At 61.2% G+C, this 15946-nt stretch carries 13 protein-coding genes; 3 read left to right on the top strand and 10 right to left on the bottom strand.

What is annotated here, in order from left to right:
• Positions 1-2: 2 nt before the first annotated feature.
• Together rpsI and rplM are read right to left on the bottom strand one after the other, a co-directional pair.
• Complete coding sequence (gene rpsI / locus BT179_RS20770) at positions 3-395, bottom strand: 30S ribosomal protein S9 (protein ID WP_072396930.1); 393 nt, start codon at positions 393-395, stop codon at positions 3-5.
• A 14-nt stretch (positions 396-409) separates the two neighbouring features.
• Positions 410-838 (bottom strand): 50S ribosomal protein L13, encoded by a 429-nt coding sequence (rplM, locus tag BT179_RS20765; RefSeq protein WP_053146474.1) that lies wholly within the window; start codon positions 836-838, stop codon positions 410-412.
• A gap of 245 nt (positions 839-1083) precedes the next feature.
• Here rplM and BT179_RS20760 point away from each other — a divergent pair, with 245 nt between their 5' ends.
• Complete coding sequence (locus tag BT179_RS20760) at positions 1084-2124, top strand: NADP(H)-dependent aldo-keto reductase (RefSeq protein WP_072396928.1); 1041 nt, start codon at positions 1084-1086, stop codon at positions 2122-2124.
• Positions 2125-2254: 130 nt separating this feature from the next.
• Here the strand turns inward: BT179_RS20760 and BT179_RS20755 are convergent, their stop codons facing one another.
• Positions 2255-3391: an acyl-CoA dehydrogenase family protein gene (locus BT179_RS20755; protein WP_072396925.1), complete on the bottom strand. Its 1137-nt coding sequence runs from the start codon at positions 3389-3391 to the stop codon at positions 2255-2257.
• A gap of 244 nt (positions 3392-3635) precedes the next feature.
• Here BT179_RS20755 and BT179_RS20750 point away from each other — a divergent pair, with 244 nt between their 5' ends.
• On the top strand, positions 3636-4532 hold the full coding sequence (locus BT179_RS20750) for a GlxA family transcriptional regulator (protein ID WP_172834656.1): 897 nt from the start codon (positions 3636-3638) through the stop codon (positions 4530-4532).
• Between the two features lie 191 nt (positions 4533-4723).
• Here BT179_RS20750 and zapE read toward each other — a convergent pair whose 3' ends face one another.
• The 3 genes from zapE to BT179_RS20735 all read right to left on the bottom strand — a co-directional run bounded on the left by zapE (position 4724) and on the right by BT179_RS20735 (position 7929).
• Complete coding sequence (gene zapE / locus BT179_RS20745) at positions 4724-5818, bottom strand: cell division protein ZapE (RefSeq protein ID WP_072396921.1); 1095 nt, start codon at positions 5816-5818, stop codon at positions 4724-4726.
• Between the two features lie 101 nt (positions 5819-5919).
• Positions 5920-7275 carry a tryptophan--tRNA ligase gene (locus BT179_RS20740; RefSeq protein ID WP_072431564.1) on the bottom strand — a complete coding sequence of 452 codons (1356 nt, stop codon included), beginning with the start codon at positions 7273-7275 and terminating at the stop codon, positions 5920-5922.
• 24 nt (positions 7276-7299) lie between these two features.
• Positions 7300-7929: an alpha/beta hydrolase gene (locus BT179_RS20735; RefSeq protein ID WP_072396908.1), complete on the bottom strand. Its 630-nt coding sequence runs from the start codon at positions 7927-7929 to the stop codon at positions 7300-7302.
• 148 nt (positions 7930-8077) lie between these two features.
• Here BT179_RS20735 and BT179_RS20730 point away from each other — a divergent pair, with 148 nt between their 5' ends.
• A complete protein-coding gene (locus BT179_RS20730; protein ID WP_072396905.1) occupies positions 8078-8515 on the top strand; it encodes a Z-ring associated ZapG family protein in 438 nt (145 codons plus the stop codon).
• 78 nt (positions 8516-8593) lie between these two features.
• Here the strand turns inward: BT179_RS20730 and BT179_RS20725 are convergent, their stop codons facing one another.
• The 4 genes from BT179_RS20725 to BT179_RS20710 all read right to left on the bottom strand — a co-directional run bounded on the left by BT179_RS20725 (position 8594) and on the right by BT179_RS20710 (position 15689).
• Positions 8594-9094 (bottom strand): methylated-DNA--[protein]-cysteine S-methyltransferase, encoded by a 501-nt coding sequence (locus tag BT179_RS20725; RefSeq protein WP_072396903.1) that lies wholly within the window; start codon positions 9092-9094, stop codon positions 8594-8596.
• 226 nt (positions 9095-9320) lie between these two features.
• Positions 9321-12068: a winged helix-turn-helix domain-containing protein gene (locus tag BT179_RS20720; protein ID WP_072431563.1), complete on the bottom strand. Its 2748-nt coding sequence runs from the start codon at positions 12066-12068 to the stop codon at positions 9321-9323.
• Positions 12069-12440: 372 nt separating this feature from the next.
• A complete protein-coding gene (locus BT179_RS20715; protein WP_072396899.1) occupies positions 12441-13805 on the bottom strand; it encodes a DUF1329 domain-containing protein in 1365 nt (454 codons plus the stop codon).
• A 24-nt stretch (positions 13806-13829) separates the two neighbouring features.
• Positions 13830-15689, bottom strand: a complete 1860-nt coding sequence (locus BT179_RS20710) for a DUF1302 domain-containing protein (protein WP_072396897.1) — start codon at positions 15687-15689, stop codon at positions 13830-13832.
• Positions 15690-15946 lie beyond the last annotated feature (257 nt).

The raw sequence follows: 15946 nt of genomic DNA, 5'->3' as shown, positions 1-15946 counted from the left end.
AATTAACGCTTCGAGTACTGAGGACGCTTACGCGCTTTACGCAGACCGACTTTCTTACGTTCAACTTCGCGAGCATCGCGAGTAACAAAGCCGGCTTTGCGCAGTGGGCTGCGCAGAGTTTCGTCGTAGTCCATCAGGGCACGAGTGATGCCGTGACGGATGGCGCCAGCCTGACCACTTACACCACCACCGATGACAGTGACGTAGATATCGAATTTCTCGATGGTCTCGGTCAGTTCCAGCGGCTGGCGAACGACCATGCGAGCAGTCTCGCGGCCGAAGAAGTTATCCAGGGAGCGGTTGTTGATGGAGATGTTGCCAGTGCCCGGACGCAGGAAAACGCGTGCGGTTGCAGTCTTGCGACGGCCAGTGCCGTAATTTTGAGTCGCCGACATAATGAACTATTCCGTTAAAACTTCAGTTCTTGGGGCTGCTGAGCAGTATGAGGGTGAGCAGCGCCCGCATAAACCTTCAGCTTACGATACATGTCGCGACCCAGCGGGTTCTTAGGCAGCATGCCTTTAACCGCGGTCTCGATCACGCGCTCAGGGGCTTTGGCGATCAGCTTTTCAAAGTTGATCGACTTGATGCCACCAGGAAAACCGGAGTGGGAGTAGTACATCTTGTCAGAGGTCTTGGCACCCGTCACACGTACCTGCTCGGCGTTGATCACAACGATGTAGTCACCGGTGTCGACGTGAGGAGTGTACTCAGGCTTGTGCTTGCCACGCAGACGGCTCGCGATTTCGGTGGCCAGACGACCCAGGGTCTGACCAGCAGCGTCGACGACGAACCAGTCGCGCTTTACTGTTTCCGGTTTAGCAGTAAAAGTTTTCATTCTTTATAGCCTCAGGGGCCGCCCTGTAAATTAGACGGCGGATCTTACTGAATAGTGCGTACTTTGACAAGTCAAAGGCAGCCGGATACAGACGCTTTCGGGGGCTCGGGTCGGCGCGTCCGTTCAACGGCAAGATTCTTCGGCGGCGGGGCATCACTTCCACTGCAGAAAGAGGTGCGCAATTATGCAGATTGCGAAAAATAATTCAACCTGCTTTTATGCTTGCTTTGCCCGAGGAGTCCCCGATGGACTATCGCCAGCTAGGCCGTACCGATCTGAACGTAAGCGCCCTGTGTCTCGGAACCATGACCTGGGGTGAACAGAACAGCGAAGCCGAGGCCTTTGCCCAGATCGAACGCGCCAAGGGTGCCGGCATCAATTTCATCGACACCGCCGAGATGTATCCGGTCCCGCCGAAAGCCGACACCTACGCCACCACCGAACGCTACATCGGCAACTACTTCAAGAGCCGCGGCGACCGCGCCGACTGGATCCTGGCGAGCAAGATCGCCGGTCCCGGCAACACCATCGACTACATCCGCGACAAGAACCTTAAGCACAACCGCCAGCACATCGTCCAGGCGCTGGACGCCAGCCTCAAGCGCCTGCAGACCGACTGGATCGACCTCTACCAACTGCACTGGCCTGAGCGCAGCACCAATTTCTTCGGGCAACTGGGCTACCAGCACAAGGCCGATGAAAACTTCACGCCACTGGAAGAAACCCTCGAGGCCTTGGACGAACAGGTGCGGGCCGGCAAGATCCGGCATATCGGCCTGTCCAACGAAACACCCTGGGGCACCATGAAATTCCTTGCCCTGGCCGAAGCCCGTGGCTGGCCGCGCGCGGTGTCGATCCAGAATCCGTACAACCTGCTCAACCGCAGCTTCGAAGTCGGCCTTGCAGAAATTGCCATTCGTGAACAGTGCGGCCTGCTGGCCTACTCACCCTTGGCGTTTGGCTTCCTGTCGGGCAAATATGAGAACGGCGCACGGCCGGCCAAGGGTCGTTTGACCCTCTACAGCCGTTTCACACGCTATTTCAACCCTCAATCGGAAGCCGCGTGCAGCCGGTACGTGGCGCTGGCCCGCGAGCACGGCCTGGACCCGGCGCAGATGGCGCTGGCGTTCGTCACCCAACAGCCGTTCGTGACCAGCAACATCATTGGCGCCACCACCCTGGAGCAACTGGACAGCAACATCGAAAGCCTCGACCTGAAGCTGTCGGACGAGGTGCTGGCGGGGATCGAGGCGATCCACAAGGATCAGCCGAACCCGGCGCCTTGATTGATTCATAGGCCCCATCGCGAGCAAGCCCGCTCCCACAGGCGATTTGTGTCTGATCACATTGTGAAAAGCACAGAACCCTTGTGGGAGCGAGCTTGCTCGCGATAGCGAACCCAGGCTCACCACCGCATCAAAGCGACCGCGCAATGATCTCCTTCATGATTTCATTGGTCCCTGCATAGATCCGCTGCACCCGGGCATCGGCCCACGCACGGGCAATCGGGTATTCCCACATGAAGCCGTAGCCGCCATGCAACTGCACGCACTCGTCGAGCACCTTGCATTGCAGATCGGTGCCCCAGTACTTGGCCATCGCCGCGGTCGGCACGTCGAGCTTGCCTTGCAGGTGCAATTCCAGGCAGCGATCGACGAAAACCCGGCCGATCTGGATTTCGGTGGCCATTTCCGCGAGCTTGAAACGGGTGTTCTGGAAGTCTGCAATGGATTTACCGAACGCCTTGCGCTCGCGGGTGTAGTCCAGCGTCCACTGCAGCGCGGCTTCGGCCGAGGCCAGGCCGCCGATGGCGACAGTGAGGCGCTCCTGGGGCAGCTCCTGCATCAAGTAGGCGAAGCCCATTCCAGCCTGCCCGAGCAGGTTTTCCTTCGGCACGCGGACATCCTGGAAAAACAGTTCCGATGTGTCCTGGGCCTTCATTCCGACCTTTTCCAGGCGCTTGCCTTTTTCGAAGCCAGGCGTGCCCGACTCCACCAGAAACAGGCTGGTGCCCTTGGCGCCGGCCTTCGGGTCAGTTTTGGCGACCACGATCACCAGGTCGGCCAGGAAGCCATTGGTGATGAAGGTTTTCGAACCGTTGAGGACATACTCATCCCCGTCCAGCACGGCCGTGGTCTTCACCCCTTGCAGGTCGGAACCGGCGCCCGGCTCGGTCATGGCGATGGCCGTGACCATCTCGCCGGAGATCAGTTTCGGCAGGTACTTGTGCTTCAACGCTTCGCTGCCGTAATGCAGGATGTAAGGCGCGACTATGTCCGAGTGCAGTGAGAAACCGATGCCCGTCAGGCCCAGGCGGCCGATTTCCTCGATCACCACCGCGCTGTAGAGAAAGTCCGCCTCCAGCCCGCCATAAGCCTGGGGGAGATGGGAACACAACATGCCCGCCTCCCCCGCCTTGTTCCAGAGCTGGCGGTCGATATGACCCTGTTTTTCCCACTGGCTGTGGTAGGGCACGGCTTCTTTTTCAAGGAAGGTTCGTACGCTGTCACGGAACAATTCGTGCTCGGGACTGAACAGGGTTCTTGGGATCATGACGCACCTTTCGTTATTGTTGGATGTGGTTATCCCACAGAGCCTAAGCCTGCGGGGAGTGACAGGACACTGGACACATCCGACAAAAAATAAGACGATCCAGCCGTCTGGTGACCACTATCCCCTATAAAAATAAAGATGAATTATGTCCAAGCACGTCTCCACGCCCTTGCGGCGCGTCAGCATCCTGGCTATCGACCGGGTCTTCGCCTTCACTCTCATGCAAGCCAAGGATTTTTTCCATCTGGCCAGCCTGCGCTATGGCAAACAACTGGGCCAAGGCCTGACCCCGGCATTTGAAATCCGCCTGGTCAGCCCCGACGGCAAGCCGGTGAACAGCTTCAGCGATGTGATCATCCCGGTGGACGGAGGCCTGGAAAACACCGATGTGATCATCCTGCCCGCGTTCTGGGATGATTTTGACAGCCTTTGCCAGCGCTACCCTCAGATCCTGCCCTGGCTGCGGGAGCAACATGCCCGCGGCGCAGTGCTGTGCGGCGAAGCCACCGGGGTTTTCTGGCTGGCCGAAGCCGGATTGCTCGACGGCAAGGAAGCCACCACCTACTGGCGCTTCTTCAACGCGTTCAAGGAACGTTTTCCCCAGGTGCACCTGAACCAGGACAAGCACCTGACCGATGCCGACAATCTGTTCTGCGCCGGCGGCACGACGTCGGCCTGCGACCTGTACATCTATCTCATCGAACGCTTCTGCGGCGCCAACGTGGCCCAGGCCGTGGCACGGGACATCCTGTATGAAGTGCAGCGCAACTATTCGCCGGGCCGGATCGGCTTCGGTGGCCAGAAGCTGCATCAGGATGTGATCATCCTGCAGATCCAGCAATGGCTCGAAGAACACTTCGCCGACAAGTTCCGCTTCGAGGACGTCGCCCGGGAACATGGCATGAGCATTCGCAACTTCATGCGTCGCTTCCAGACCGCCACCGGGGACAAACCGCTGCATTACCTGCAGCGGCTGCGAATAGAGACCGCCAAGGGCCTGCTGTCCGGTAGCCGCAAGAGCATCAAGACCATCAGCTATGAAGTGGGCTACGACGATGCGAGCTTTTTCGCGCGGCTGTTCCGACAACACACCGACCTGTCGCCGAATCAGTATCGCCAGCAGTTCCAGCAGGCGGCGTAGGCCGAGGGCTTGGCAACGATCCACTGTGGGAGCGAGCTTGCTCGCGATGGCGATGGTTCGGCAGCACTGATGTTGACTGACAAGACGCCAGCGCGAGCAAGCTCGCTGCCACAGGGTTATCCGTGAACTGCTGATCTGGCGCGCACAAAAAAGGCCTGCGATCGCAGGCCTTTCTTGTTTTCCGAATCACCCTACGGCTTGTGCGCCCGCGACAGGAACTCGTGGGATTGCATTTCCAGCAGGCGACTCAGGGTCCGCTGGAATTCGAAGGTCAGGCGACCGCCGGTGTAGAGGTCCTTGAGTTCGACTTCGGCCGAGATGATCAACTTGACGTTGCGATCGTAGAATTCGTCCACCATGTTGATGAAGCGGCGAGCGATGTCGTCGGTGGTGACGCTCATCTGTTCGACGCCACTGAGCAGCACGGCATGGAAGATCTTGCCCAGCTCGATGTAGTCGTTCTGGCTACGAGGGCCGTCGCACAGCTCGCGGAAGTCGAACCAGGCCACGTCGTCACAGGTGCGAATGGCACGGATCTCGCGATTCTCGATGATCAGCACGTCGTTTTCGACCGCCTGGGTGCATTCCGGTGTCAGGGCACGGAAGCTCTTGCGCAGGCTTTCTTCGGCAGCGGCGTCCAGGGGGTAATGGAACAGTTCCGCCTGCTCGAGATGACGCAGGCGATAGTCGACGCCGCTGTCGACGTTGACGATTTCCGTGTGTTCCTTGATCAGCGCAATGGCCGGCAGGAAGCGCGCTCGCTGCAGGCCGTCCTTGTAGAGGCCGTCCGGCACGATGTTGGAGGTGGCGACCAGGGTCACGCCATTCTTGAACAACTCCTCCATCAAGGTGCCGAGGATCATGGCATCGGTGATATCGGAGACAAAGAATTCGTCGAAGCAGATCACCCGTGTTTCGCTGGCAAAACGCTTGGCGATGATGGTCAGCGGGTTCTTCTCGCCGCCCAGGGTCTTCATTTCTTCGTGCACCCGCTTCATGAAGCGGTGGAAGTGCGTCCGGGTCTTTTCCTTGAACGGCAGCGCTTCGAAGAATGTGTCCACCAGGTAGGTCTTGCCACGGCCCACGCCACCCCAGAAGTACAGGCCCTTGACCGGTGCCTGCTCCTTCTTGCCGAACAGTTTGCCCAACAAGCCCGGCTTGTTGTTCGACGCGGCGATCAAGTCATCGTACAGGCGCTGCAAGTGCCGCACTGCCGTTTCCTGGGCTGCGTCGTGGAAGAACTCCGGGCGTTTCAGATCAGCTTGATATCGTTCTAGGGGTGTCATATTCGTTAGCAAGGCAACAAAAACGGGCAGCCACTGTAGCGACGGCCCCGAGGAATGGCAATCGGCCCTTATTCGGGCCGATGGTCGGGTGGTGCTTCGAATCAGTCCTGCGCGGGTGTCAGCGCAACGTGCAGCGCCTCGATGGCGGCATCCCGGGCGGCTTCGTCCGCGAACGCCGGGCTGTCTGCCACGCATTCACCTTCGAGCCAGACACTGAAGGCCAATGCCTCGCTGCGCACGTCCAAGGGTTGGCCGGATTGCAGTTGCTTGGTGACCTGGCCGGCCGTCTTGCCATCGGCAAAATGACGAGACAACAGCAATTGCTCGCCATCGGCCGCCAGCAACCGGAAGCGGAAGCTGCCGTCGTCCTCGCGGAAGCTGACGAAGCGCGCAGCCTTGGCGGCTTTCTTCTTCGTGCTGGCGGCCACCTGGACCTGGCTGACGAACGAACGCAGGCCGACGGCTTCGCGCAGTTCGTTGAGGAACGGCGTCGCCACGGCCCGGGCTTTCTTCGCGCCCAGTTGCAGGAGGTCTTCCAGGTCCGCCGGACGCTCGATCAACTGGTGATAACGCTCGCGGGACTCCCCCAACTGTTCGTCCAGCAGCAGGAACAGACGGTTCTTGGCCTCGCCCCAACCCAGGCCCTGCAACAGCTCGCTACGGAACTCGGCGGCCTGCTCCGGGGTGGCGAACGCCTGGAACAACGTGAACAAGTGCGAGGTGTCCGGATCCTTCGCTTCGCCCGGGGCGCGGGAGTCGGTGACGATCCGCGAGATCGCCTCTTTCATGTCCTTGGCGCTGCTGAACAGAGGGATGGTGTTGTCGTAGCTCTTGGACATCTTGCGACCGTCCAGGCCCGGCAGCGTGGCGACGCTCTCCTCGATCAGTGCCTCGGGCAGGGTGAAGAACTCCTTGCCCTGGCCGAACAGGTGATTGAAGCGCTGGCCGATGTCCCGGGCCATTTCCACGTGCTGGATCTGGTCACGACCGACCGGCACCTTGTGGGCATTGAACATCAGAATGTCGGCGGCCATCAGCACCGGATAGCTGTACAGGCCCATGGTGATGCCGGCGTCCGGGTCTTCACCGGCCTCGACGTTCTTGTCCACCGAGGCCTTGTACGCATGGGCGCGGTTGAGCAGGCCCTTGGCGGCGACGCAGGTCAGCAACCAGGTCAGTTCCGGGATCTCGGGAATATCGGACTGGCGATAAAAGGTCACGCGGTTCACATCCAGGCCGCCGGCCAGCCAGGTCGCGGCGATCTCCAGGCGCGAGCGCTGGATGCGCAGCGGATCATCGCACTTGATCAGGGCATGGTAATCCGCCAGGAAGTAGAACGAATCGGCATTGCTGTCGCGGCTGGCAAGGATCGCCGGGCGGATGGCGCCAGCGTAGTTGCCCAGGTGCGGGGTGCCGGTGGTGGTGATGCCGGTCAGGATGCGGGTACGAGTGGTCATGGGTTATCGCTTGTCAGGCTGCTGTCAGTTCGAGAGGCGCGGCAGGAGAAGATCCTTGAGATCGGTCAGCTTGCCATGAAAAAAGTGTCCGCATTCTGCCACTTTCAGCAGCTCATGGGGGCGTTGGAGCGCATCGGACCATTCGTAGACCAGGCGGGGCTCGACCACTTCGTCGTCTTCCGGCTGGATCACGGTCAACGCACCGCCGGTCGGCAGGGGCGACTGTTCATCCAGGCGCATCACCGCCGGGGCCACCATGAACAGGTGCTTGAGCGACTGGCCCTGGGCTTCGAGCCGTCCGCCAAGGCTGGCAGCGACGAAGCCGCCGAAGGAAAAACCGAACAGGGTCAGGGGCAAGTCAGGGTGTTTTTCCCGCAGCCACGCCGCCGCAGCCTGGGCATCGTCCACTTCGCCGGTGCCCATGTCGTGGCTGCCGGCGCTGGCGCCAACGCCACGATAATTGAAACGCAAGGTAACCAGGCCGGCGTCCCGGGCGGTGCGCTGCAGGGTCGACACCACTTTGTTGAGCATGGTCCCGCCCTGCACCGGGTTCGGGTGGCAGATCAGCGCCAGGCCGCGGGGCGCCTCGCTGTCCAGGTACAAGGCTTCCAGTTGGCCCACTGGGCCATCAATGACTACAGGGGTTTCGCGCATAAGCAAGGGAAAGAACTCCGTGACCCCGAATTGGGTCGACTCGTCTAGCTAAAAGTCTGTGCCTGGCATGATTGCGATGTTCTTCGCGGTATACAGCGCAGGTCCGAGCCGTTAACGTAAAGCAAAGCCGTTTATAGAGGAAGGACTCGTGGAACACTCGCTCTTAGTTTGGTTGTTGCCGACTCTTGCCCTGGTCGCCGGTGTCGCCATTGGATTCCTGCTTGCCCGACTGCTGCCCAATGCGGTGCCCAACAGCACGCAACGCCAGCTGGACGACATCCAGGAACGTTTCGACAGTTATCAGAATGAAGTGGTCACTCACTTCAACAGCACCGCTGCCCTGGTGAAGAAACTCACCCAGAGCTACCAGGATGTCCAGGATCACCTGTCCGAGGGCGCCAACCGCCTGGCCCTGGACGAGCAGACTCGCCAACGCCTGCTGGCCGCCCTGCACGCCGATGCAGGACAGGCTCCCCGGGAACGCCTGACCCCGCCACGAGAGGTTCAGGAACCGCCACGGGACTACGCGCCCAAGGCGCCCAACTCCCCCGGCATGCTCGATGAGCATTACGGCTTGAAAAAGTAATCAGGCAGCGACACGAAAAAGCCCGCCCCGATCCTGTGATCCCGGCGGGCTTTTTCGTGAGCTCGCGCAGCGGCCGGCTCAGAACGCCAGTTGCAGGGTTTGCTGGCCCTCGAGGCTGAGCAGCAACTGCTTGGCGGCGAGCCCGCCGGCGAAACCGGTGAGGCTGCCGGAAGTGCCGATGACACGGTGGCACGGTGCGATGATCGAGATGGGATTGCGGCCATTGGCGGCGCCCACCGCTCGCACGGCGGTCGGTTGGCCGATCTGGATGGCGATGTCGCGGTAACTGCGGGTTTCGCCAAAAGGAATGCCCAGCAGCGCCTGCCAGACCCGCACCTGGAAATCCGTACCGGCAAAGTCCAGCTCCAGCTCGAAACGGCGACGCTGGCCGGCGAAATACTCCATGAGCTGGCGTTCGGTTTCCTTGAGCACCGGGTGCTGGCTGTCTTCTTCCAGGGGCCCCAGGCGCACGCGGTTGAGTCGTTCGTTTTCCCACAGGACGGCGGCCAGTTTCGTCTCCCGGGCCACGAGGATCAGTTGACCCACGGGAGATTGAATGGTCTTGCAGCTGGGTAACATCGATTCATTCCTCTACTGCCCCTGGCCGTTATCGCCACGGAGCCTCTCGACATCATCGGGCTCTATACGAAACGTCGCCAAGCGGTAATCAGGCACGGCGAAAACCGACAAGAAAGCGGAGTTGACTGATTGTAGATGAGCATTCCGATCGGACTCGCGCATGAGCCTGTTTTCAACGCAGCATGATCGTCGCGCAGGCAGTTTTCGTACAGAGCCTGGAACACACTCAGCCCAGCAACCCCAACTCCTTCGCCCGCGCCACGGCCTGGGTACGCCGCTCCACGCCAAGCTTGCTGTTGATGTGGCTGGCGTGGGTCTTGACGGTGTGCAGCGAAATGAACAGTTGCTCGCTGATTTCCTGGTTCGAACAGCCTCGGGCAATCAGTTGCAACACCGCGCGCTCGCGGCCGCTGAGGGCTTCGACAGGCGCCGGGGCATCGGCTGCTTGGGCTGCTTGCGCCGTCGCCGACGGCAGGCGCTCCAGCAGGCTCTGGCACAGGGGCGTGGACGGCGCGTGCAGCAGTTGCTCACGCAGCCAGTCCCGATGTTCCTCGGCCAATAGCCATTGGAACGGTTGCAGCACACCGCCGGCGGCGGCTTCGAACGCCTGGGCCAGGGCACTGCGAGCGGCCGGCTCGCGGCCGATGCTCAACAGCAGCGCCACTTTCTGGTTCAGCGCCATCACGCTGAGCATCTGCCGACCGGTCTGCTGGCCATGTTCGAGCAAGGCATTGAGCCGCCCTTCGGCCAGCATCGGTTGGCCCCGGATAGATTCCAGTACGGCCTGCTGCAATTCCACATGCAACGGCAATTGCGGATGGAACTCCGGCGGCGCGGCGGCCCGCTCGCCCGTGTAGGTCCGCCCCAACCGCAACAGCCAGGCCTCGGCGAGATCGGTGCGTCCCTGGGCCAGCCAGAGCTCGCATTTGACCAGGGTGATCATCGCCAGGTAGTAGACCGGCGGAACGTCCCAGATATGCATCAGGCGTTCGGCCTCGGCCAGTTCGGCGAAAGCGCGGGCAAACTCGCCGTTATGGCCTTCGACCCTTGCGATCACGCAATGGCCAATCAAAACGCTGATATCGCGACAGGCGCGGGCTTCGGTGAGGCCCGCCTGCAACCGCGTCAGTCCGGCCTCGGGCTGCATGCGCAAGGTCAGCAGGAAGCCCTCGTAGAGGGTCAACCGCGCCCGCACCGCATACAGCCGTTGTGGCGACAGCTTGTGCAGGCGCTGCTGGCCCTGGCGCACCTCATCCAGTGCCCGCACGATTTCCCCCCGGGCCTGCAGCACCCGGGCGCGATCGTAATGGGCCAGGGCTTCGAACAAGGGGTTGCCGACCCGCTGCGCCAGTTCCAGGGAATCGCGATTCAGGTTGCGTGCACGCCACAGGTCGCCGTCGGCAATCGCCAGGTTCGAGAGTGTGGACAGACACATCAGGCGCTGGCCATAGCGCTTTTGCGGCAGGCTCTCCAGGGCTTCGGTGCAATAACGCACCGTGGCCTCACGATCCCCACGCCCTCGGGCGACGATACCGCTCAGCGCCAGCCACTGGGCAAGCATGGACTTCTGCGCGGTAGCCGAAGGCGCCGGCAGGAAACGACTCAAGTGGGCGGCCAGCTCCTCGGCCGCATCCAGTTGGCAGGCCAGCCCCAGCGCCCAGCTGTAGAGCACGATGAGCCGAGGCGTACTGATGAGCAGGCTGTCCGGCAGGTCCATTTTCCAGCGCAGCAACATGCCGACGTTCTGCTCGGCCAGCAATTGCTCTTCCGAAAGGTTCTGCACCAGGTTTGCCGCCACGTCCAGGTGCCCTGCCCGCAAGGCCTGTTCCACGGCCTCGTCGATCAGGCCCTGGGCGTTGAACCAGCGACAGGCCCGCAGGTGCAAGGTGGCCGCGGGCACCATGGCCGACTCGCTGGGACGGCTGCGCAGCAGATCGGAGAACAGATGGTGATAACGATACCAGCGACCATGTTCGTCCAATGGCACCAGAAAGACCTGGTGGGCCGCCAGGTAGCGCAGGATCTCGGCGCTGTCATGGGCTTCACGCACGGCGTCGCACAACTCGCTGCAGAAGCGCTCCTGCGGCGCGGTGTCGTAGAGGAACGCCTGCACATCGGCAGGTAGGCAGTCGATCACTTCCTCCAGCAGATAATCGCGGATCAGCCCTTCCCCGCCATGCAGCGCCTGGGGCAATCGGCCCTCGGTGCCGGCTTCGGAGGCCGCCAGCAGCCAGAAACGCAACCCCGCCACCCAGCCTTCGCTGCGCTGGATGAGATTCTCCAGGGCTTCGCCGCGCAACGAAATGCTGTGATGCTCGAGCAGTATCTGGGCTTCGTCGTGAGTCAGGCGCAGGTCCTGCTCGTTCAGTTCGAGCAGTTGCCGCGACAGGCGCAGGCGCGCCAGATGCCAGTCCGGTCTCTGGCGGCTGGTAACCAGCACCAGTAATCCGTCAGGCAGGTGGTTGAGGAAAAACTGCAGGCAACGATCCAGGACGGCGCCCTGGGCCAGGTGATAATCGTCGAGCACCAGCAGCAAGGGGAAGCAGGGCGACAGGTGGGTGGTCAGTTCATCCAGCAGGCCGTCGAGCCACTCTTCGAACGCGAAGGGTTGGTGGCGCTGACGCATCTTCAGCAACCCCAGCGCACGGCCTCCCAACTGGGGGAAAAAGGCCTGGAGCCCTTCGAGCAGCCGCTCCAGGAAACGCCCCGGGTCGCTATCGCGGGTATTGAGACCCAGCCAGAGGCTTTGCCAATGGGCCGGCAGGCTCTGGCAGAACTCCACGGCCAGGGAGCTTTTCCCGAACCCCGCCGGTGCACTCACCAGCAGCAACCGACCACCGAGCCCCGCGCTCAAGCGCTCGCACAACCGTGGACGCGCGACGTGCCCATCGGGCAGCGGCGGTCGGTAGAAGCGCCCGTCCCGTACCGCGATGGCTGCGCGGTCAGAGTGTGCAGGTGCAGACAAATCAGTCATGGCCGGCTCTTGTTGAATTACGGATGGCGGCGTTGCAGATTTTCGCAGACTAGCGGTAAACGGGAAGGTATTGAAGGGAGTGCTACAAATGGCTACAAAAAGACTACACGTCGATTCAACTTGAAAGGCGCGTCAGGCATGACTTCTGTGGCGAGGGGTTCATCCCCGTTGTGCTGCGAAGCGGCCCCAAAGATTGAAGGCATCTATCTGTCGCTTCGAGTTGGCGGGTTGAGGGGCCGCTTCGCGACCCAACGGGGATGAACCCCGCGCCACAACGTTGTGTTTACCCGCTCATTTGTGTTTAGCCCCAACAAAAAAACGCCCCGAACCAGTCGGGGCGTTTTTTCGAGGATGCGGCCTCGGGTAAAGCGATTAGCGGATACCGTCCTGGCGCAGCGCGTTCGGGGTGAAGTCGGCGGTGCTGGCGGTGAAGCCGAAGTCGTAGGCCGATTTCTCCTCGTTCTTCATGCCCAGGGCCAGGTAGCGCCCGGACTGCAGGTCATAGAGGGTTTCCAGGGCGTACCACGGCACCTGCTTGTCGTAGTAGTTCTCGGCATGGGCCTCGGCGACGCGCCAGAGCTGGCCACGACCGTCGTAATGATCGATCACCGCGGCTTGCCAGGTGTCTTCATCGATGAAGAAGTCACGCTTGGCGTAGATATGGCGCTGGCCTTCCTTCAGGGTCGCGGTCACATGCCAGACACGACGCAGCTCGTAGCGCGCCAGGTCCTGGTTGACGTGGCCGGCCTTGAGGATGTCGGCGTACTTGAGTTGCGGCGAGTCGATCTTGTAGCTGTTGGCGGCGATGTACAGCTCTTTCTTGCCTACCAGTTTCCAGTCGTAGCGATCCGGCGCACCGTTGTACATGTCCAGGTTGTCGGAGGTACGCAGGCCGTCGGCGGCGGTCCCCGGGCCGTCATAGGACACTTGTGGCGCACGGCGCACACGGCGCTGGCCGGCGTTGTAGACCCAGGCCGAGCGAGGTTCCTTCACCTGGTCGAGGGTTTCGTGCACCAGTAGCACACCACCGGCCAGGCGCGCCGGCGCGGTCACTTGCTGCTTGAAGTAGAACAGGATGTTGCCGGGGTTGGCTGGATCGAAGTCCTTCATCTTGTCGCGGAACACGAACTGGTCGCGGAAGTACACCAGGCTGTAGGAGCCGTTGGGCTGCGGGGTGGCCTGAGTCACCAGGCGGGTCACGCTGCCGCCGCGATAACGGGTGATGTGGTTCCAGATCACTTCGACGCCGCTCTGGGGAATCGGGAACGGAATGGCCGTCTCGAAGTTCTCCAGGCCGTTGCCACCGGATACCAGCTTGGTGTTGACCGCATTCTTCTTGATGGAGGCGAACACCTCATCCGGAACGGTGGCACCGCGATGGGATGGGTAGACCGGCATCTTGAAGCTTTCCGGGTAGCGCTTGAACATCGCGTACTGGCCCGGCGCGAGCTTGTCCTTGTACTGGTCGACGTTCTGCGCGGTGATGGTGAACAACGGTTTTTCACTGGCGAACGGATCGGACAGGAAACCCTTGCTGTCCACGGAACCGGCGTTCTTGGCCATGGGTTTCCAGGCTGGGATCGAACCGTCGGCATTGCCGGCCATCTCGGCGCCCATCGGCGTCAGGCTCTTGCCCAGTTTGTCGGCTTCGGCGGCAGGCACCGCCGCCATGACGCTGGCGGCCAGCAGGGAAAGCCCCAACGCACCGACCTGCAACAGACTCTTTGTTATTTTCATAGTGATCATCCTGAAATACGGTGCTTAGAAGGTCACGCCGACGCTGAGCGCCAGGAAATCGCGATCGTCAACGGTGCTGAAGTCGCCACCAAAGAAGTTGGTGTAGGCCAGGCTCGCGTTGTAGGTGTTCTGGTATTCGGCATCCAGACCGAGGCTGACAGCTTTGCGGCCTTCCTCGAAGTTGCCGCCAGGGCCTGGCGAGTAGCCTTTGACGTCATGGGACCAGGCCACGTTGGGCTTGAGGTTCACACCGGCGAACACGTCCGGGTATTCCCAGATGGCGCGAGCGCGGTAGCCCCAGGAGGTGGAGGTGGTGAAGCCGTCGTTGTTGCAGTTGCTGTTCACGTTGGCGGCGGTCTGGCCACCACCTGCGGCGGTCGAAGAGTTGAGCGTGCTGCAGAAGCCGTTGGGCAACTGGCCTGGACCGAACACCGGATCACGACCGTAACGAGCATCGGATTTGCTTTCCAGGCCACCGACGTGAGTGACACCGACTTCACCAACCAGGGTCAGGCGGCTGGCGCCCATGACCTGATCGAGGAAGTGGGTGAAGGTGGTCTGGAACTGGGTGATTTCCTTGCGGCGATAGCCATGCAGGTCCTGGCCCGGAGTGCCTTGGAGCACCGAGGCATTGCCGAGCCCGGGCAATGGGGTGACACCGGCAAACAGGATATCGGTGGTGCTCAATTGCACCGGGGCATTCGGACGGTAGCTCAGTTCACCGCTCCACGCCGTACCGGTGGGCAGCGTCGTGGAGAAGCTCAGGCCATACAAACGGATGTCTTCAGGATATTCGACGAAATAATTCGAGTTACCCGCCACGATCAGGGGCGCCAGCTGACCAAAAAGCGGAGCGCTGTTGTAGACCGACTGCGGCGCACCGGTAGCACTGAAGATCGGCGCACGACTGTGGTAGTTCATGAAGTAGGCGCCAAACTCGGTGTCCAGCGGCTCGAACATGTACTTCAGAGACGCGCCCCATTGGCCGCTGTCGCGGGCATCGCGGTCCGGACCGCGACGCACCAGCACGCCTTCTTCGTTGATGTCGACGCCTTGGCCTTCCAGTATCGGGAGGACAATACCCGGAAACGGAATGCTTGAGCGTTTGTTCAATACCCGCAGGTTGTCATTGCAACCATCGGCAATCACATCGGGCTGGGAGAAGAACGTACCGCAGTTATCCACCACGGTCTGGTCCCATTCAATCTGGTAGAAGGCCTCGGCCGACAGGTTATCGGTCAGGCTCTGGGACACGTAGAACATGTTGACCGGGATCAGGCCTTCCTTGATCTCGGCACCGGGACGACGGAACGCGGACACGTCGATCGGGTTGATGGAGTTGATGCCGCCCTGGATGAAGGTACTCTCACCCCAGCTGACCACCTGCTTGCCCAGGCGCACCGAGCCCGGTTGATCGGCAATGGCGTAGTTGTGATAGACGAACGCATCGAGGATCTGCCCGCCGGAAGACTTGGCGCCTTCCTTGCGATTGCTGTCGCTGATGTCCTTGTACAGGCGGTTTTCGTCCTTCAGCTCGAAGTCGTACCAGTACTTGCCGCGTACGAACACGCCGGTATCGCCATACTTGAGTTCCAGGTCGTGGATGCCCTTGAAGATCTTCGAGAAGGTTTCGCCACGCTTGAAGTTCAGGTGTCCGTCATCGGAGGTCTGCGACAACCCCTTGCCGCCGTTGTTGACACCAATCAGGTCGCTGTTGGGCTTGGCCGTGGACCAGCTTGCGCCCACCGACAGGGACGAGTCGAACTGGCCTTCGATTTCACCGATATTGAAGCTGACGCCAAATGCCGGCCCGGCGAGCGAAGAGGCGAGACTGACCGCCAGAGGCAATTTTGCCCGGCGCCAGAACGTGGTTGCTGTGGTCATCGACGCTACTCCATGTGCTTATTGTTATGGCAGTGAACGTTCCAGGAACACTTCGACGGCCTGGGCGCGGCAACGCCCCGATACCCCGCGGAAGTCGCATCGCTCTTTCGTGCGTGCGCCCCGTTCCTGAAAAATCCGTGAGCGGACTATAGCCAGCAGGTAGTACGGCTTGATCCCTCTAAAGTGTGATTTGCAGCCCTCGACCACTCTGGAACAGTCCTTTCGCCAGGCCGACAGATATCGGCACCGCAAGGATG

The sequence above is a fragment of the Pseudomonas sp. NFACC43 genome (assembly GCF_900119645.1).
Taxonomy (GTDB): Bacteria; Pseudomonadota; Gammaproteobacteria; order Pseudomonadales; family Pseudomonadaceae; genus Aquipseudomonas.
The sequence above is the reverse complement of the archived record's forward strand: the minus strand, read 5'-3'. Positions and strand labels throughout refer to the sequence as shown.

Excerpts from the sequence above, each read along its gene's own strand:
- BT179_RS20760 (WP_072396928.1), top strand. The coding sequence starts at position 1,084 with ATGGACTATCGCCAGCTAGGCCGTACCGATCTGAACGTAAGCGCCCTG.
- BT179_RS20720 (WP_072431563.1), bottom strand. The coding sequence starts at position 12,068 with ATGACTGATTTGTCTGCACCTGCACACTCTGACCGCGCAGCCATCGCG.
- rplM (WP_053146474.1), bottom strand. The coding sequence starts at position 838 with ATGAAAACTTTTACTGCTAAACCGGAAACAGTAAAGCGCGACTGGTTC.
- BT179_RS20740 (WP_072431564.1), bottom strand. The coding sequence starts at position 7,275 with ATGACCACTCGTACCCGCATCCTGACCGGCATCACCACCACCGGCACC.
- rpsI (WP_072396930.1), bottom strand. The coding sequence starts at position 395 with ATGTCGGCGACTCAAAATTACGGCACTGGCCGTCGCAAGACTGCAACC.
- zapE (WP_072396921.1), bottom strand. The coding sequence starts at position 5,818 with ATGACACCCCTAGAACGATATCAAGCTGATCTGAAACGCCCGGAGTTC.
- BT179_RS20710 (WP_072396897.1), bottom strand. The coding sequence starts at position 15,689 with ATGACCACAGCAACCACGTTCTGGCGCCGGGCAAAATTGCCTCTGGCG.
- BT179_RS20725 (WP_072396903.1), bottom strand. The coding sequence starts at position 9,094 with ATGTTACCCAGCTGCAAGACCATTCAATCTCCCGTGGGTCAACTGATC.
- BT179_RS20715 (WP_072396899.1), bottom strand. The coding sequence starts at position 13,805 with ATGAAAATAACAAAGAGTCTGTTGCAGGTCGGTGCGTTGGGGCTTTCC.
- BT179_RS20755 (WP_072396925.1), bottom strand. The coding sequence starts at position 3,391 with ATGATCCCAAGAACCCTGTTCAGTCCCGAGCACGAATTGTTCCGTGAC.
- BT179_RS20735 (WP_072396908.1), bottom strand. The coding sequence starts at position 7,929 with ATGCGCGAAACCCCTGTAGTCATTGATGGCCCAGTGGGCCAACTGGAA.